This is a genomic window from Tistrella bauzanensis, assembly GCF_014636235.1.
GTDB lineage: Bacteria > Pseudomonadota > Alphaproteobacteria > Tistrellales > Tistrellaceae > Tistrella > Tistrella bauzanensis.
The window spans coordinates 1-17,771 of sequence record NZ_BMDZ01000036.1 but is presented as its reverse complement, the minus strand read 5'-3'; the positions used below and the strand labels follow the sequence as shown (position 1 = coordinate 17,771).

General features: G+C 67.5%; 13 protein-coding genes. 7 read left to right on the top strand and 6 right to left on the bottom strand.

Annotated features, from left to right (window positions below; genetic code table 11):
- Positions 1-116: 116 nt before the first annotated feature.
- Positions 117-983 (top strand): aldo/keto reductase, encoded by an 867-nt coding sequence (locus IEW15_RS14980; RefSeq protein WP_188579330.1) that lies wholly within the window; start codon positions 117-119, stop codon positions 981-983.
- A 9-nt stretch (positions 984-992) separates the two neighbouring features.
- Positions 993-1,679, top strand: coding sequence for a DUF6064 family protein (locus tag IEW15_RS14975; protein WP_229708133.1), 687 nt, complete (start codon positions 993-995; stop codon positions 1,677-1,679).
- Between the two features lie 3 nt (positions 1,680-1,682).
- On the opposite strand, the gene IEW15_RS14970 is transcribed toward IEW15_RS14975, so the two are convergent.
- Both IEW15_RS14970 and IEW15_RS14965 read right to left on the bottom strand, forming a co-directional pair.
- On the bottom strand, positions 1,683-2,966 hold the full coding sequence (locus IEW15_RS14970) for a M20/M25/M40 family metallo-hydrolase (RefSeq protein WP_188579328.1): 1,284 nt from the start codon (positions 2,964-2,966) through the stop codon (positions 1,683-1,685).
- Positions 2,967-3,008: 42 nt separating this feature from the next.
- The gene (locus tag IEW15_RS14965; RefSeq protein WP_188579326.1) at positions 3,009-3,929 is read right to left on the bottom strand and encodes a DMT family transporter; all 921 of its coding nucleotides are present in this window, start codon (positions 3,927-3,929) and stop codon (positions 3,009-3,011) included.
- A 347-nt stretch (positions 3,930-4,276) separates the two neighbouring features.
- Here IEW15_RS14965 and IEW15_RS14960 point away from each other — a divergent pair, with 347 nt between their 5' ends.
- From IEW15_RS14960 to IEW15_RS14945, 4 genes are all read left to right on the top strand, one after another.
- Complete coding sequence (locus IEW15_RS14960; protein ID WP_188579324.1) at positions 4,277-5,146, top strand: c-type cytochrome; 870 nt, start codon at positions 4,277-4,279, stop codon at positions 5,144-5,146.
- A 144-nt stretch (positions 5,147-5,290) separates the two neighbouring features.
- Complete coding sequence (locus IEW15_RS14955; protein ID WP_229708132.1) at positions 5,291-6,232, top strand: efflux RND transporter periplasmic adaptor subunit; 942 nt, start codon at positions 5,291-5,293, stop codon at positions 6,230-6,232.
- A complete protein-coding gene (locus IEW15_RS14950) occupies positions 6,229-7,890 on the top strand; it encodes an efflux RND transporter periplasmic adaptor subunit (protein WP_229708131.1) in 1,662 nt (553 codons plus the stop codon). The genes IEW15_RS14955 and IEW15_RS14950 overlap by 4 nt, the downstream gene beginning before the upstream one ends.
- A 3-nt stretch (positions 7,891-7,893) precedes the next feature.
- Positions 7,894-10,089, top strand: coding sequence for an HlyD family efflux transporter periplasmic adaptor subunit (locus tag IEW15_RS14945; RefSeq protein WP_188579322.1), 2,196 nt, complete (start codon positions 7,894-7,896; stop codon positions 10,087-10,089).
- Positions 10,090-11,185: 1,096 nt separating this feature from the next.
- Here IEW15_RS14945 and IEW15_RS14940 read toward each other — a convergent pair.
- The 4 genes from IEW15_RS14940 to IEW15_RS14925 form a co-directional block, all read right to left on the bottom strand.
- Positions 11,186-11,797 carry a phage tail protein gene (locus IEW15_RS14940; RefSeq protein ID WP_188579321.1) on the bottom strand — a complete coding sequence of 204 codons (612 nt, stop codon included), beginning with the start codon at positions 11,795-11,797 and terminating at the stop codon, positions 11,186-11,188.
- A gap of 34 nt (positions 11,798-11,831) precedes the next feature.
- Positions 11,832-12,428, bottom strand: coding sequence for a phage tail protein (locus IEW15_RS14935; RefSeq protein ID WP_188579319.1), 597 nt, complete (start codon positions 12,426-12,428; stop codon positions 11,832-11,834).
- Positions 12,429-12,467: 39 nt separating this feature from the next.
- Entirely contained in the window at positions 12,468-13,061 is a 594-nt protein-coding gene (locus IEW15_RS14930; RefSeq protein ID WP_188579316.1) for a phage tail protein, read from the bottom strand.
- Positions 13,062-13,160: 99 nt separating this feature from the next.
- Positions 13,161-13,484 (bottom strand): DUF6916 family protein, encoded by a 324-nt coding sequence (locus IEW15_RS14925; RefSeq protein ID WP_188579314.1) that lies wholly within the window; start codon positions 13,482-13,484, stop codon positions 13,161-13,163.
- A 466-nt stretch (positions 13,485-13,950) separates the two neighbouring features.
- On the opposite strand from IEW15_RS14925, the gene IEW15_RS14920 reads away from it, so the two are divergent.
- On the top strand, positions 13,951-17,771 hold a 3,821-nt coding region (locus tag IEW15_RS14920; protein WP_188579312.1), incomplete at its 3' end, for a DUF4347 domain-containing protein.

Sequence of the window (17,771 nt, the reverse complement as noted above, 5' to 3'; positions counted from 1 at the left end):
CGCCGCCCCACCGCCCGCCGCCCCACCGCCCGCCGCCCCACCGCCCGCCGCCTCCTGCCCTGATCAGCCGCCGGCGCCTGCTGGCCCTGTCGGCCGCGGCCGGTGTGGTCGCGGCCATGACCGGCGGACGCGGGCGCCGCGCGGCTGCGGCCGGCACAGCGCTGATGCGCCCGATCCACAGCACCGGCCTGATGATGCCGGCGGTGGGGCTGGGCACCTGGATCACCTTCAATGTCGGCAACGATCCTGAGGCGATCGCCGGCTGCACGGCGGTGATGAAGGCATTTTTCGAGGCTGGCGGCCGGATGATCGACAGCTCGCCGATGTATGGTTCGGCACAGATGGTGGTGGGGCGGGGGCTCGACGCGCTGGGCCGGCCGCAAGCGGTCTATGCCGCCGACAAGGTGTGGATTTCATCGGGCGATGACGGGCCGGACCAGATCGCGCAATCGCGCGCGCTGTGGGGTGTGCCGCAGTTCGATCTGATGCAGGTGCATAATCTGCGCGGCTGGGAGGCGCATCTGGAAACCCTGTTCGCGATGAAGGCCGCCGGACGGCTGACCCATGTCGGGATCACAACATCCGAGGGCCGGCGGCACGACACGTTTGAACAGGTCATGGCCAGCCAGCCGCTCGACACCATTCAGATCACCTACAACATTCTGGATCGTGCGGTCGAAGACCGCATCCTGCCGCTGGCCCGCGAGCGGGGCCAGGCGGTGATCGTGAACCGGCCGTTCCGCCAGGGGGCACTGACCCGCCGGCTGGCGCGCGAGCCGCTGCCGGGCTGGGCGGCCGAGATCGGCGCCGGAAGCTGGGCGAAGGCGCTGTTGAAATTCATCCTCTCGCATCCCGACATCACCTGCGCGATTCCGGCCACCACCCGGGTCGACCATGTGCGCGAGAACCTGGATGCGGCACGCGGGCCACTGCCCGATGCCGCCTTGCGCCGGCGGATGATTGCCGATGTCGAGGCGATCTGAGGGCCGAGGATGATGGCCGACTGGTTCAGCTATTCCCTGACCGATTTTCTGCTATTCGCGCCCGAGACCTATCAGCGGCTGTTCGTCCGCTATAATCAGGCGGTATGGCCGGCGCAGATCGTGGGCGCGCTGGGCGCGCTCGTGGTGCTGTGGCTGGTGCTGCGGCGGGCGGACAGCCGGATCGCCATCGGTATGGTTCATGCGCTGCCGGCGATCGGCTGGCTGTGGATCGGCGCCGATTTTCTGTATCAGCGCTACGCCGTCATCAACTGGGCTGCGACATGGCCAGCCGTCGGCTTCATGGTTCAGGGTGTGCTGCTGCTGGCGGTCGCGGCCATCGCGCCGCGACCGGCCGGCCATGCGCCGCCGGCGGCGCGGATCATCGGCCTCGGCCTGATGGCGGCGGCGCTGGTGGTGATGCCTCTGGCGGGGCCGCTGGCCGGCCGGCCCTGGGGCGCCATTGAAACCGTGGGCGTCACACCCGATCCGACGGCGGTCTTCACCCTGGGCCTGCTGGCCGGCACCGCCGGGGTCTGGCGGCTGATCCTGTTGCCGGTGCCGGTTCTCTGGTGCCTGTTCAGCGGCGCCACGGCACGTGCCATGGACACGGGCGATGCCTGGCTGCTGCCGGTGCTGGCCGCGGCGGGGCTGGCGGCGGCGCTGCTGCCACGGCCGGCACCCGCCGGCCGTGGCTGAGCGTCAGGTTCTGGAGGGAAGCAGGTCGACCAGGGCCAGCGCGATGACTTTTGTCGCCTTGTTCAGATCGTCCAGCGCCACACGCTCGTCGGCGCGATGGCCGTTGGCCTCCAGAATGCTGCGTGGGCCCGCGCCATACATCACCACCGGCACGCCGGCTTCGGCGTAATGCCTGCTATCGGTATAGATCGGTGCCGCGGTCTCGCCGATGTCCTCGCCCATGATCCGGCTGGCGACGGCGCGGATCACCGCCGCCAGATCCGCCGCTTTGGCCGTGGGCGTCAGCGGCCGGGCCAGCAGGATACGCCGGCAGTCCACCGAGATGCCCTTAAGCCCGGCGGTTGCCGCGTCGATCACCGCCGTCAATTCGGACTCGACCCGGGCTGTGTCTTCCTCGGGCGTGATCCGGCGGTCGATGCAGAAGCGGGCATGGCCGGCGACGACATTGGTGTTGGTGCCGCCCGAGACCGTGCCCACCACCAGTGTCGGATGCCCGATACCGGCCAGAGGCGATGTCCGCCCGGCCATGGTTTCGCGATGGGCCAGGGGGGCGCGATGGGCCAGGGTTTCGCGATAGGCATAGAGCGCCTGCATGATCTGCACCGCCCCGTGAATGGCGTCGTGGCCGCTATCGGGCTGTGCGGCATGGGCGGCACGGCCGGTCACCGTCACGTCCAGGTGCAGGCAGCCGTTATGGGCGGTGGTGACGGCATAGGAAAACCCGGGGCAGATCGCGAGATCCGGCGTGCTGAGGCCGTCTTCCAGAATCCATCCGGGCCCCGCCATGCCGCCGGTCTCTTCGTCCCAGGTGATGTGCAGCTCCACTGTGCCGCCAAGCTTGGCGGCGGTTTCCTTCAGCGCGCGCAAGGCCATGGCATAGGTGGCGATATCCGATTTCGAGACCGCGGCGCCGCGGCCATACATCCAGCCATCCCGGATCTCGGCCGCATAGGGATCGGACGACCAGCCATCGCCCGGCGGCACCACATCGCCATGGGCGTTCAGGGCGATGGTGGGGCCGGGGCCGAACTGCTGGCGCACGATCAGGTTCGTGGCCGCGATCATGTTGGATGACGGCAACCGGTCTTCAGGTACCGGATGGCGCTCGACGACGAAGCCCAATGTCTCAAGCCAACCCGCCGTGACTTCGGCGATCGCCGCGCAGTCGCCGGGCGGATTGTCGGACGGTGTCCTGACCAGAGCGGACAGAAAGTCGACCGCGGTTTCCTGGTTACGGTCGATCTGTTCGATAATCCGGGTGGCAAGCGGGGTGTCGAGGACGGTCACGGGATCATCTCCTGTGGACGGGGCGGGGCGTGCTGTCCGGTGTCAACGCCGGCGGAGGCGCAGCCGTTCCCCGAAGGCGAGATACAGCCCCGCCGCCACGACGATCGCGGCGCCGATCAGGGTCAACTGGTCGGGCAGATGGCCGAAGATGATGAAGCCGACCGCGGTCGCCCACAGCAACTGGGTGTAGGTGAAGGGGGAGATCAGCGAGGCGGGGGCGAGCCTCAGGGCCGTGATCAGCGCCAGATGGCCCAGCGCCCCGAACAGGCCCAGCATGGCCATCATCACCCAGGTCCGCGCGTCGACCGGCACCCAGTAGAACGGCACCACCAGCGATGACAGGGCGAAACCGAACAGCGCCGAATAGAACAGCCCGACCAGCGGACCGTCATAGGGCGCGATCTGGCGGGTGAGAATCTGATAGACCGCGAAGCTGAGCGCCATGGTGAAGGCGAAGACGATGCCGGGGTCCAGATTGGTCGGATCGGGCCTGACCGCGATCAGCGCGCCGCTCAACCCCAGCAGCACCGCGAACCAGCGGCGCCGGCCGATCGCCTCGCCCAGAAGCGGGCCGGACATGATCGTCACCATCAGCGGTGCGGTGAAATTGACCGCATAGACCTGGGTCAGCGGCAGCCGGTGCACGGCCATATAGGCGAAGGCGGTCGAGGTGATCAGCAGGGCGGAACGCGCCAGCTGGCGCACCGGCACCCGGGTGGTGACCATCCGGCGCAGCCCGAAGACCGGGATCAGCGGCAGCATCCACAACAGATGAAAGCCATAGCGCGCCCAGACCAGCTGCGGGATCGGCTGGGTGTCGGCCAGAATCTTGGCGATACTGTCCATGGCGACGAACATGCCGACCGCCATGATCATCAGACCGATGCCCTTCAGCCGGTCGAAGGCGGGGTTTGCCATGCCCGGCGATGGTGGCGGCGGTATGACGGTGGGGGGAGGGATCATCAGAGGGAACCGATCGGGCGGGAGGCATCGCGAGCGGCTCCGGGGCTGCCGCCCCGCGGAGGAGGACGATCGTCAGCTTGCCGAGGAAGAGCCTGAAGGTATAGCCATTCGACGCCATGCCATCGAATAAAGCCGCACGGCGCCGATGACCGGCCAGCGTCGACCGATGTTTACGCCGCGGCGGGAAAGGCCGCGCAACGGGCGGGAACATCGGGCATCCTCTGGTTAACCGGTCGCTGATCACTGATGGCCGGAGCGGGTTGTGAGGCGTGGTCGAGATGACGAAGACGAAGACGATGCGGGCCTGCACTATGATGAGGGCCTGCACTATGATGAGGACCGGTACCATGATGAGGACCGGTGCCGCGGCCCTGCTGGCCGCCCTGCTTGCGACGACACCGGTGATGATGGCGGCGGCGGCCCGGCCGGCTGCCGCCGCCGAGATGCCGGCGGTGGCCTTTGCGGTCCACGGTCAGGCGGCGACGCTGGACCGGACGGCCCTGCTTGCGCGCGGCGACCTGACCACGGTCGATATCCCCGACGACGTCGCCTATGGCCGGGCGATGCGCTATCAGGCGGTGCCGATGGCGGCGCTGATGACCGATATGGGCCTGAAGCCCGATGATCATCTGGAGGTGGCGGCGCTGGACGGTTTCGTGGCCCAACTGCCGGCGGCGCTGCTGCTGGAGTCGCGCCCCGACCGTGCCCGCGCCTTCCTGGCCATCGAGCCGGGCGATGCGCCCTGGCCGAACCTGCCGGGCAAGGATGCCGATGCCGGCCCGTTCTATATGGTGTGGCTGAACCCGCAGGCGGGGGGCGTCAGCGCCGAGCAGTGGCCCTATCAGGTGGCGCGGTTCACGGCCACGGTGCCGCTGCTGGAGCGCTTCCCGGCGATGCGGGTCGATGCCGCACTGCCGGCCGACGATCCGGCGCGGGCCGGGGAACAACAGTTCGCCGTGCAGTGCGCTGCCTGCCACACCATCAATGGTGCCGGGCCGGCGGCGGTCGGCCCCGACCTGAACCTGCCGATGAACCCCACCGAATACCTGCAAGCCCCGGCGCTGAAGATGCTGATCCGCGACCCGAAATCGGTGCGCAGCTGGGGGGCTGCGCAGATGCTGGGGTTTTCGCCCGAGGATCTGACCGATGCCGAGATCGATCAGGTGGTGGCCTATCTGACCCATATGGCGGGTCGCAAGCAGGTGCCGGCGCGGTGAGCATGGCTCATGAATTTCAACGTGCACGTATGGAAAACGCGTTAACCTTGCGCGGAACGGGCTGACGGGGGACGACGGGTGCGGGACGTGAAGAACAGAGGCGGAGAGCGGCCGGCCGGCGGCGTGTGGATGCGACGGCTGACGATGACCGGTATGATGGCCGGCTGTCTTGGTGCCCTGATGTCGCCGGTCCCGGTGCTGGCGCAGGCGGCGTTGCCCCCGATCCTGTCGGCACAGGGGCAGGACGGTGCCGTGGCGGGCACCGCTGGCCGGCGCGACGACGCCAACCAGGCCGGAGCCAACCAGGCTGGAGCCAACCAGGCTGGGGCCAGCCCGGATACCGCCCGCGGCGTTCTGGAACCGGCGGCCGAAGCGGTGATTTCGGCCGAGATTGCCGGCCGCATCACCGATATCTCGGTCACCGAGGGCGCGTCCTTCGCCAAGGGCGCGCTTCTGGTGCGGTTCGACTGCACGCTGTATGAAGCCCAACTGGCCCAGGCCCGCGCGCAATCGGCCGGCGCCAAGGCCGAACTGGACAATGCCCGCAGTCTGGCGCGGCTGCAATCGATCGGCCAGCTGGAGGTCCAACTGGCCGAGGCACGGCTGGCCGAGGCGTCGGCCGCGATCCGCCTGCATTCGGCGACGGTGGAGCGGTGCCGGATCAGCGCTCCTTATGCCGGTCGGGTGGTGGCGCGACTGGCGCAGCCGGCTGAAGGCGTCGCCGCCGGCGACGACCTGCTGGCGATCGTCTCCGACGGGGCACCGCGGCTGCGGCTGATCGTGCCATCCAACTGGCTGGCCTGGTTGCAGCCGGGCCAGCGCTTCAGTTTCGACGTCGACGAGACCGGCGGCACCGTTCAGGCGACGGTGACGGCGGTTGGCGCCCGGGTCGATCAGGTGTCGCAGACCGTGGCGGTGCTGGCATCGATCGAGGAGGGCGGCCGCGACCTGCTGGCGGGCATGAGCGGCACCGCCCGCTTCCCGGCTGCCCTGCGCGACCCTGCCAACCGGTCCGCCGACCCGGCGGTTGTCGGTGAACCGGTGCCGCAGCCCAAGCCGCGGCCAGTTGAAGGCAGCGCGCAATGAGCGTGGAACCGGTGCGGCCGACGCCAGCCGGCGGCCCGGCCGCGGCCCCCGCCACAGGGTCGGCCGCAGGGTCGGCCGCAGGGCCTGCCGCCGCCGCGTCGACCGTGGCCGGCGCCATGGCCGCCGGCAAGCTGCCGCCACGGATCGCTACGGCACTGGCTGCCGCCGGCGGGGCCGGTGGCGGCGGTGGTGCCAATACCGGCAGCGCCGGTAGCGGTGATGCCGCGGCGCGCGGGCGGTCGGCGATCCTGTTCTCGATCATGCTGGCGCTTGAACGCTCCGCCCGTCGGGCGCCCGACATTCAGGCTCTGCGCTATGTGATCGTCAACGACACAAGGCGGCTGCTACCCTATCGTCAGGCGGTGCTGGCCGAGGGCTGGAACCGCCCCCGGCCGGTGGCCCTGTCGGACGTGCCGGGGGTGGAGCGCACCGCCCCTTACGTCACCTGGATCGAACGGGTGCTGGCACATCTGGGCGCCGCGCATCGCGACCGCCATCGCGCCGGTCAGCGGCTGACGCCCACCGCGCCGATGACAGCCGCCGCGGCGGCACCGGGGGCACCCGCTGCCGCCGGCAACCCCGCCGATGACCGTCTGAAGCCGCAGGTGATCGGCCCGGCCGACCTGCCGGATGATCTGGCGCGGGCCTGGCCCGATTTTGCGGCCCCCACGGCCCTGCTGTGCCCGCTGGCAGACCGCCAGGGCCATGTGCGCGGCTGGCTGTGGCTGGCGCGCGATCAGGCCTTCGGCCCGGCCGATCAGGTGCTGGCCGGCCAGTTGACCGATGCCTATGCCCATGCCTGGCTGGCATTGGCCGGGCGTGGCGCCGGCCGACGGCGGCTGCCGCGACCGCGCTGGTTCGTGCTGGCGCTGCTGGCGGCGGCGGTTGCCGCCGGCTTCATTCCGGTGCCGCAGACGGTTCTGGCGCCGGCGGAAGTGTCGGCACGCGACCCGGCCACGGTGGCCTCGCCGCTGGACGGGGTGATCGCCGACATCATCGTGGAGCCCAACCAGCGGGTCGAGGCCGGCGATGTGCTGCTGCGGCTGGACGACACCAATCTGCGGGCCGAAGTGGCGGTGGCGCGCCGCACGCTGGAAATCGCCGAGGCGGAGTTGCGCCGGGCGCGCCAGGGCGCGTTCAACGACCGCGATGCCGGCGCGCAGATCGCGCTGCTGGAGGCTCGCGCCCGGCTGAAGGCGGCCGAGCTGGATTACGCCCAGTCGCGGCTGGACCGGGTGGTGGTGGCGGCCGAGCGGCCGGGGCTGGTGCTGTTCACCCGTGCCGACGACTGGACCGGGCGGCCGGTCCAGACCGGCCAGCGGATCATGACCATCGCCAACCCCGATCAGGCCGAGATCCGCATCGAGCTGCCGGTGGGCGAGGCGATCCGCCTGGAGCCCGATGCCCGCGTGCAGTTGTTCCTGGACGCGCGGCCGCTTGAGGCGGTTGAAGGACGGTTGAGCCGGCAGAGCTATATGGCCGAACAGACGCCATCGGGTGTGCTGGCCTATGACCTGAAGGCGGCGCTGGCCGATGGCAGCCCGATCCCGCGGGTGGGCCTGCGCGGCACCGCCAAGATCTATGGCGCCGATGTGCCGCTGGCCTTCTATCTGTTCCGCCGGCCATTGGCGGCCCTGCGCCAGAAGGTCGGGTACTAAGCCATGGCCGGTCCGGTGATGCAGGGGGCAGGGGCGGCGCAGGCCCCGAAGATCAGTCTTGGCGGGGCCGGTGGCGGTGAACCCAAGCCGGTGCCGCGGCTGCGCGAGGATCTGCAATTGCTGCCCGGCCCCACCGATCTGGATGGCGGCCCCAGCTGGACGATCCTCGATCCGGCGCGCGGGCGCTATTTCAATCTGTCGCCGGAGGCAGTGGCCCTGCTCGGCGCCTGGGGCGAGGGGATGCCCGACCGGGTGGTGAAACGCGCCACCGCCGCCACCCGCCTGCCGCTGGAGGTGCGGGACGTCGACGAACTGGCCCGGTTCCTGATCGCCAACAATCTGGTGGCGGGGGATGAGCCGGGCATGGCCGGCAGCTATGCCGCCCAGAAGCGGGCTGCCAAACGCGGCATGTTTTCATGGATGCTGCACAATTACCTGTTCGTGCGCGTGCCGCTGGTCCGCCCCGATGCGTGGCTGGACCGACTGACGCCGCTGGGCCGGATGATGTTTTCCTGGCCGGCGCTGTATGGCGTGATCGCCCTGATGATGCTGGCCTTCTATCTGGTCGGCCGACAGTGGGACAGCTTCGTTCACACCTTCACCAGCTTTCTGACCATCGAGGGCGCGGTGTGGTTCGGTGCCGCGATGCTGATCGCCAAGGCGCTGCACGAGATGGGCCATGCGCTGGCCGCCAAGCGCTTCGGCTGCCGGGTGCATTCCATGGGGGTGGCGCTGCTGGTGATGATGCCGGTGCTGTATACCGATGTCAGCGATGCGTGGCGGCTGGCCGACCGGCGCAAGCGGCTGGTGATCGGCGCAGCCGGCATGGCGGTGGAACTGACCATCGGCGCATTGGCGACCATTCTGTGGGCGATGCTGCCCGATGGCCCGGCGCGATCGGCGGTATTCTTCCTGGCGGCGGTGTCGTGGCTGATGACCCTGCTGGTCAACCTGAACCCGCTGATGCGGTTCGATGGCTATTACATCCTGTCGGACCTGATCGGGGTGCGGAACCTGCAGACCCGTGGCTTTGCCATGGGACGCTGGCATCTGCGCGAAACTCTGTTCGGGTTGAACCGGGAGCCGCCCGAACTGCTGCCGCCGCGCACCCGGCGGGCGGTGCTGATCTATGCCTATGGCGCCTGGATCTGGCGTTTCTTCCTGTTTCTGGGCATCGCGGTGCTGGTCTATCACCTGTTCTTCAAGGTGCTGGGCATCCTGCTGGCCTCGGTTGAGGTGGCCTGGTTCCTGGTGATGCCGGCGCTGCGCGAGATCGGCGAATGGTGGAAAGCGAGGGATGAGATGCGCCTGAACCGGGCGATGCTGCGCAGCCTGGGCGTGGCCGCGGTGCTGGTGGCGCTGGCGGTGGTGCCGTGGCGGGGCGATGTCGGCATGCCGGCGGTGCTGGAAGCCGCATCCAGTCAGCGACTGCACCCGCCGGCGCCGGCGCGCATCGCCGAGGTGCTGGCACGGCCGGGCCAGATGGTCGCGGCCGGTGACCCGGTGGTGCGCCTGGACAACCCCGATCTGGACCAGCGCATCCTGATGGTGCAACTGGAACTGGATGTCACCCAGCGCCTGTTGCAGCGCCAGGCGGCCAGTGCCGCCGCCGCCGCCGAGGTGGGGGTGCTGGAAGGCCGGCTGGCGGCCCGGCTGGCCGAGTTGGACGGCTATCTGGCCGAGCGCGACCGGCTGGTGGTGCGGGCGCCGCGCGATGGCGTGTTCCGCGATCCGCCGCCGGATCTGGCGCCGGGCCTGTGGGTGTCACCCGGCCGGGTGCTGGGGCGGATCGTTGCGGCCGAAGGCGCGCGGATCGAGGCCTATGTCGAGGGCGCCGATCTGCCAAGACTGGAGGTGGGGGCCCGGGGGCGCTTCGTGACCGACGATCCGGCGCGCGACCCGATCGAGGTGGTGGTGAGGGCGGTGTCGGCCACCGCGGCCGAGACCCTGGACCAGCCGGTTCTGGCCAGCCAGAATGGCGGCCCGATCGCATCGGAACCCGATGCCGATCGCCGGCCGGTGCCCCGCAACGCGGTCTATCGGGTGTGGCTGGAACCCGTCACCACGGCAGATCTGCCGGCGGCCGGGCAGCCGCAGATGCTGCGCGGCATGGTGCGGATCGCGGCACCGGCCGAAAGCTTCGCCGTGGCCATCTGGCGGCGCGCCGCGGCGGTGCTGGTGCGCGAAAGCGGCTTCTGAGCGTCCGGCGAAGATCAGCGGGCGTGACGGAAAAAAACGCGGCGAGATAATGTCTCGCCGCGTTCAGTTCGGTGTCGCATCTTCACCGGACAGGTTCGGGTAAACCTGCGCGATGGGGCCAGCCGGTATCGCGTCATACCCGCCATCCCATACAAAACCCCCACGCTGTCGCGTAGCCGGTTTGCGTCTCCGACTATATGGTGACTGCCCGGAGATGTCCATCGCGTTTCGATTGCGTGGCGGGGGTTTCTCGCGCCAGAGGTGGGTGTCCGCCGCTCCGGCGGCGATATCCGGCCGTCGCATGGCATGGCCGATGTGCGGCCGCGCACGCCCATGGCCTGGTTGATACGCATCGCAAAGCATGCGTCAAAACGCCCTCACAGCCTGCTCCAGACCTGCCGCCATGCCCTGGCATGCTTTTACAGCAGAAATTAATCATGATATATCATTTATATGTTTTTGGAACGTCCTGAGAACATTACTATATGTTGCAACTTTCAATTGAACAAAATGCTCAATAATAGGAATAAAACCGGAACATAACACAGGCCTTACGCGAAATGGGGCGCCTGGCTGGATCTATGGCATCACATTATAATGATACGTCATTCTTAAAATGATCCGGGTAAGCCCATCCGATTCACCCTCTGGCAATTGTGCGTTGCGGAGAGGATGTCAGACATGTTCGCGGGAGACGGATATGATGGGATGGTTAGGTGCGGGTCGCGCCACGTCTTGGAACCAGAGGTGAACAGTATTTCGATAAAATTTTCGCGAAAAACGGCCATTACACCAGGCTGACCGGTTGGTTCGGTGCGCGACACGTGCATGAAAATAGTCTTGTACGCTCAACGTTCCCGTCATACCGCAGTGCACAGTTAATTTTAAGTAAAACCCCGCGGCGACGGGTGTTACGGGACGATTGCGATTCAAGACCTGCCCGCCGGCGGAGGCCGGTCCGCGGATGGCGGCCAGGGGGATCGCAGAGGGCCCGCCGCACAGGTGCCGGCGACCGTGGCGTCCCGGACGACAAAGGGCACGCGGATCATCTCCGCGCGCCCTTGGTTCCGATGGTTCCTGTGGGTGTCGCCCGATGTCAGCTCATCCCGCCGCGCGGCGGATAGATGCCGTAGAGAGGGGTGATGTAGTTCAGGGTGGAGAAGGGCTGCATGATGTTGGTGGGGAGGTTCATGCCCGACGAGCCGACGAGCAGCGAGCCGTTGATCTGGCCGCCGTTGAGCGTGCCTTCCGCGGTGCCGGTGGCGAGGAAGATGTCGGATGGCCGGGTCGGCGTTCCCGGCGCATTGGTCTGGACGTAATTGCCGGTGGCGAGGTGGGTGGCGTTCGTCGGCGCCGCATCGGTCGCCGCGGCCGTGAGCACCGGCACGGCGGTCTGCAGGGCAGTGGTCACGGTGTGGCTGTGGTACGCCAGATTGTTCCGGGTCAGGGTCACGGTCTCGGTGCCGGAGGTCTGGCCCAGGGTGTAATTCGACAGGCCGGGCCCCTGGCCGACGCCGACCGGCACCCGGCCCTTCAGGTCGGGCAGGCCGAAGGTGGTCTGACCGTCGCCACCATAGGTGGTGCCGAGCAGGCTGAACAGCGCGTCGTTCTGCGAGATCGATATCAACTGGCCATGGCAGAACGAATAGCCGCGCGGGGCAAAATTGGGCGCCCAGAGGAAGATCGCGCCCAGATAGACTCCATCCATCCGTTTCTCTCCTGTCCTGTGATCCTGGCGGTGATCAGCTGCGCGGCGGGAAGATGCCGTAGAGCGCGATGATGATGTTCAGCCCCAGATAGGGCTGGGTGATCGATATCGGGTTGTTCTGGCCGCTGACACCGGTATTGGCGGTGCCCACCACCTGGCCCGGCGCCGACTGGGTGTCGGGCGTGGCGTCGTTATAGGCCAGGACCGGAAATGTCTCCTGAACGCCGCCAGATTCGAATGTGCTCTGGGCGCCGGCAAAGGCGAGCCCCGGGCCGGGGGTGCCGGTCGCGGCAGCGGTGGCGGTGGCCGGCAGGCCGATGGTCAGGTTGCCGGTGGTGGCATGGGTATGGGCCGGCATATCGGTCGTCAGCAGGGTGGTGTTGGGGGTGCCGCCAATTTCTCCCAGCATATAGGTCGAACCGCCGGGATTGAGCCCGGCGCCCAGAACCGAGCGGCTGCGCGTGTCGGGCAGCGCGAAGGTCACGGTGCCATTACCGCCATAGGTGGTGCCGAGCAGCGAGAACAGGGCGGTGTTCTGGCTGATCGCGATCAGCTGGTTGGCGCAATAGGCCCAGTTGCGTGGCGCGAAATCGGGCGCCCAGTACATGGCCAGTCCGATGAACGGGGTCATTCTTCAAACCTCTCTCTGAGACGGAATGGGACTGGCGCGTCAACTGCGCGGCGGGAAGATGCCGGTCAGGGCGAAAATGAAATGCAGCGCCTGATAGGGCTGAATGATCGGGAAGGGCTGCGAACCGCCGGTATCGGCAAGGCCGAGCGTGCCGTCCACGGTGGTGGTCAGGACGGCATCGGGCGTGCCCGCGGCGTAATTGAGCACCGGGAAGGTCTGGGCGCCGGGGCCGGAGCCGATGCGCACCGATGCGGTCGCCAGGGTCTTGCCAACCGGGTCCGACGCCGTGGCCGGCGCGCTGGACAGGCCGATAGTGGCCGTCATCTGCGGGAAGGCGCTGTGGATATGGGCGGGCATGTTGGCGGTGGTCATGGTCGAGGTTTCGGCGCCCGCCGCTTCACCCAGCGATACCACGGGCAGGCCCGGGCCGTGTCCCGTACCCACCGGTGTGCGGCTTTGCAGATTGGGCAGGGCGAAGGTGGTGGTGCCATTGCCCCCATAGGTGGTGCCGATCAGCGCGAAGACCGTCTGATACTGAGAGATCGCCAGAAGCTGGCCCCGGCAATAGGCCCAGCCACGCGGCGCGAAATCCGGTGCCCAGGGCACGATGCTGGCGATAAAGGGTGAATCCATGATCTGCCTCCGTCCTCGTCATGTTCCGGTTTCTTGATGGCGGCGTCGTGCAGTCGTGGCCGTCCGGACCCGCAGGTTGCGGCGGTCCGGACGGGACGGTCAGTTGAAAATCGCTTCATAGTGGTTGGCCTGAACCGGCCGGCCGGTCGCCGGGTCGATCGGCGCGATCACCGGGCAGACGAACATCATCTTCAGCAGCCCCAGCCGCGGATGGGTGATGTCATAGCTGTTGGCCGGCAGGTAAAACTGTGCCGGCCCCCGGAACAGCAGGCTGAACCCCATCCGGCGCATGCCGGTCAGCATCGCCTGAACGCCGGGGCGGGCCGTGACCAGGGTGAGTGGCAGATTGCCTTGCGGCAGCCGGACGTGAAACTCGGTGCCGACATGGGGCGCGAAGGTCTCGTAGGTAAAATTCTCGAACATCCTGTTTCCCGATGATTCAAGTCAGAACGGCCAGGCTGGAACAGGCTCCGCGCCTGCACAGGTTGCAATTGCAGGATGGCAGATACGCGCCGTTTCGCCCCTCGGTTGCCGCACGTGTGTACTGTGGCACGGATCACGACAGGAGTCTCGCCTGCCGCACCCGCGCAGGGTTAACGGCCGTTGACGTTGATCAAGTCATTGGCAGCGTTCAAAAACATGCGGAATCAATGGGCTGAACCCTGCCTTGTGCCGGGTGGCGCGTGCGATGCGGCTTCCGCTCTCGAAATGGTTCAGCTAGCTTAACCAAAATCCGGGAAATGACGCCTGCGCCTGCAAAAGGCGCGGAGCGCCTGCCATCGCATGTGACCGATCCTGGTCCGACGTGGTGGCTGAGGGGATGCCAACACAGTGGTCGGGCTTCATCGACGATGCGGCTGGCCCGTTATGGGTTCGGGGGACGGTAATCATGCGTCGCTTTCGTCGTCGGGGTGATCAGGCTGGCCGCAACACGCTGGCGCCACGGCGCCCCGGTCGACGGGTATCGCTGGCGCAGGCGCTGGAACCGCGGATGATGTTCGATGCCGCCGGCGTTGCCACGGCGGCCGAGGCGCTTCAGGATCAGGCGGCACAGGATGCCGCCGCCGCACTGCGCCCCGATACCGATGCCACGGCGCATGACACGTCCCATGACGATCGTGCGGCACTGGTCGACACCACGCCTGTCGATGATCAGGACAGCGATATCGGCGGAGCGCCGGCCGCCGCCGCCGACCGGCGCGAGGTGGCGTTCATCGACACCCGGGTTGACGGTTGGCAGACCCTGGCGGCGGGCCTTGCCGCCGATGTCGAGATCGTGGTGCTGGATGCCGGCGAAGACGGGTTGGCGCAGATCGCCGACTGGGTGGCCGCGCAGTCGGGCGCCGTCGATGCCATCCACATCATTTCCGAAGGCAATGTCGGCGAGATCTGGATCGGCGCGACCGCCTTGTCGGACCGCACGATCGAGGATCATGCCGGCGACCTGGCGGCGATCGGCGCCGGGCTGGCCGAGGGCGCCGATATCCTGCTCTATGGCTGCGATGTCGCTGGCGGCCCCGAGGGCTCGGTGTTTCTGGGCCGGCTGTCCGAGTTGACCGGCGCCGATGTCGCCGCCTCCGATGACGCCACCGGTGGCATCACCGCCAATGATGGCGGCCGCCATGGCGACTGGCAGCTTGAGGTGGCCACCGGCACGATCGAGACCACCATCGCGCTGACCGCCGAGGCCCAGGCCGGCTATGACGGCATCCTGGCGACGTTCACCGCCGCCAATACCAGCCAGTTGAACACGGCGATCACCAACGCCAATGCCGCCGGCGGCACCGACACCATCGACATCACCGCCGACATTTCCACCACCGCCGGTTTCAACACCATCACCGACGCGGTCATCGTCAAATCCTCCACCGGCGATATCCGCAGCGTCACCGGTACGTCGATCACCGATGACGCGCTGTTCGCGGTGAGCAATGCCACCGCCACCTTCCAGGATCTGGCGCTGAGCGGCGGCAACAACAGCTCGGCCGACAACAGCGGCAATGGCGGCGCGATCTCGTTCGTCTCCAACGCCAATAATTCGCTCACCATTGAGCGCGTGACGTTTTCGTCCAACCAGGGTGTCCGGGGCGGCGCGGTCTATTTCGACGATGGCGTGACGGGTACCGGTTCGCTGACCATCACGGACGCGACCTTCAGCGACAGCACCGCGCTGGCGGGTGGCGCCGTCTGGGCCCGAAGCGGCCTGGGGACGGTCACTGTCTCCGGATCGACCTTCGACCAGAATGAAGGCACCTCGGGGGCGGGCACCGAGGGTGGCGGCGCGCTCATGCTGGTGGGTGACGCGGCCGGCAACATGGCCGTCAATATCGACACGAGCTACTTTTCCGGGAACACGACGGCGTCACATGGCGGCGCCGTTTTCTTCAAATCCGGCCATGTCTACGATATCTCGATCACCCGCTCGACCTTCTCGGGCAATGTCGCGAGCAGCCAGGGCGGCGCCATCAATATGGAGGCCGGCGCCGCCACCACCGCCGAGATCGTCAACAGCACCTTCTCGGGCAATTCCGCCCAGTATGGCGGGGCGATCGAAAACAGCATCGCGCTGACCGTATCGCACAGCACCTTTGCGGGCAACAACACCTCGATCATCGGGGAGGGCAACGGCACGATCGACAGCTATGGCGGCAGCCTGGCGGTCACCCATTCGATTTTCGACAACAACACCGGCCGGGGCATCAATGTCTCCGGCGGCTCCTTCAGCAATGGCGGTTACAACATCTATTACAGCAACAGCGTCGCCCTGAGCGACGGGACGCCGGTGGGCACCGACAAGACCACCGACCCGGTTCTGGGTACGTTGCAGGACAATGGCGGCGCCACGCCGACCATGCTGCCGGGCTCCGGCAGCTCGGCGATCGATGCCGGCAACCCGTCGATTTCGGGCGCGCCCGCCACCGACCAGCGCGGCGGCACGCGCGTGTCCGGCAGTGCCATCGATATCGGCGCGGTCGAGATGGTGAACGATACCACCCCGGTCCTGGGCGGCCCGCAGACCGTGTTCTGGACCGAGGGCAACGCGCCGGTCAACATCCTGCCGATCATCACGGTGGCCGATGACGATGGCGACCTGATCACCTCGGCGCGGGTCTGGATCTCCAATCCGCATGATGGCGATGTGCTCGCGATCACGGCACCCGGACCCTACACCGCCAGCGTCGCGATGGAGAGCGGTGCGCTGGTCCTGACGCTGACCGGCAGCGGCACGGCGGCGCAGATGCAGGCGGCACTGCGCACGATCACCTACTCGTCGACCGCGGATGCTCCGGCCTGGGGCAATACCGGATCGGCCTACACGCCCGACGCCGCCGGGTCGCGCATCCTGCGCGCCACCGTGACCGATGCCGACGGCGCCACCTCCGACGTGCTCATCGGCAGCGGTATCGCCGTGACCAGCGTGGATGATGATGCGCCGGCGCTGACCGGTTCTGGCACGGTTTTCACGCCTGGCAGTGGCGGCGTGCGGATCTCATCGTCATTCGTTGTCATCGATGACAGCGTGAACATGTCGTCGGCCACGATCACACTGGTGAACCGGCCTGACGGCGCGGCCGAGTCGCTGGTGATTTCGGCTGCGGACAAGCTGGCGGCGGATCCCGGTGGCGATATCACCGTCGTCGAGTACAATCCGTCGACCGGCGTGCTGACCCTTACGGGCACCGCGTCGATGATGGTCTATATCAATCTCGTGCGCGCGATCCACTACGACAATAGCAGCGCCGTCGGTGATGTCGACGGGGCCGATCGCACGGTCCGTTTCGTGGTGACCGACGAGCATTCGCAGGCCAGCACCGCCTATGACATGACGGTTGAAATCGACACGCCGCCCTCTCAGTCGATCAATATCGGCGCCACGGTCGCCGAAGGTGGCACCGTCACCATTACCGCGGGCATGCTGACCTTCGCGGACGATACGAGCGATGCCACGCAGATCATCTATACGCTCAGCACCATCACCGATATCAACGGCACGCTTTATCGCAACGGCGTGGCCATTGCCCAGAACGGCACCTTCACCCAGGCGGACATCAATAACGGGCTGATCACCTATACCCACAATGGCGGCGAGCTGTATGGCAGCTTCACGGTCGTCGTCGGCCAGTCCTCGCCCAGTCTGACCGACGGGGTTGAATACACCTTCAACGTGACCACCACACCGGTGAACGACGCGCCGGTGATCAGCCTGCCGGGTGGGGCCACAGTGTCGGGGACGGAAGACACCGTCTTCAACATCACCACGTCCCATGTGACGTTCACCGACACCGACGCCTCGTCGGCCGACGTGGTGGTGACCATCACCAGCACCGAGGGCACGATCGCGGGCGGTGCCAGCGGTGGCGGCGTAACGGTCGCCAGCGTCACCAATGGTGTCACGCTCACCGGCTCCGTCCTGGAAATCAACACCTTCCTGGCAAGCGCAGGCAACCTCACCTTCACACCCGTCGCCAATGCCAGCGGCAACAAGGTCGTGTCGATCGCGATCAGCGATCAGGGCAATACCGGCACCGGCGGCACGCTGACCGACAGCGACACGTTGACGATCAATCTGGCGGCGGTGAACGACGCGCCGGTGATTTCGGGCGACGGCATCGACCTGCCGGATGGAACCGAGCACAGCGGGACCGGCACGATCGCGATTGCCGACCTGCTGTCGGATGCCGGTTATAGTGATGCCGACAGCGGTGCCTT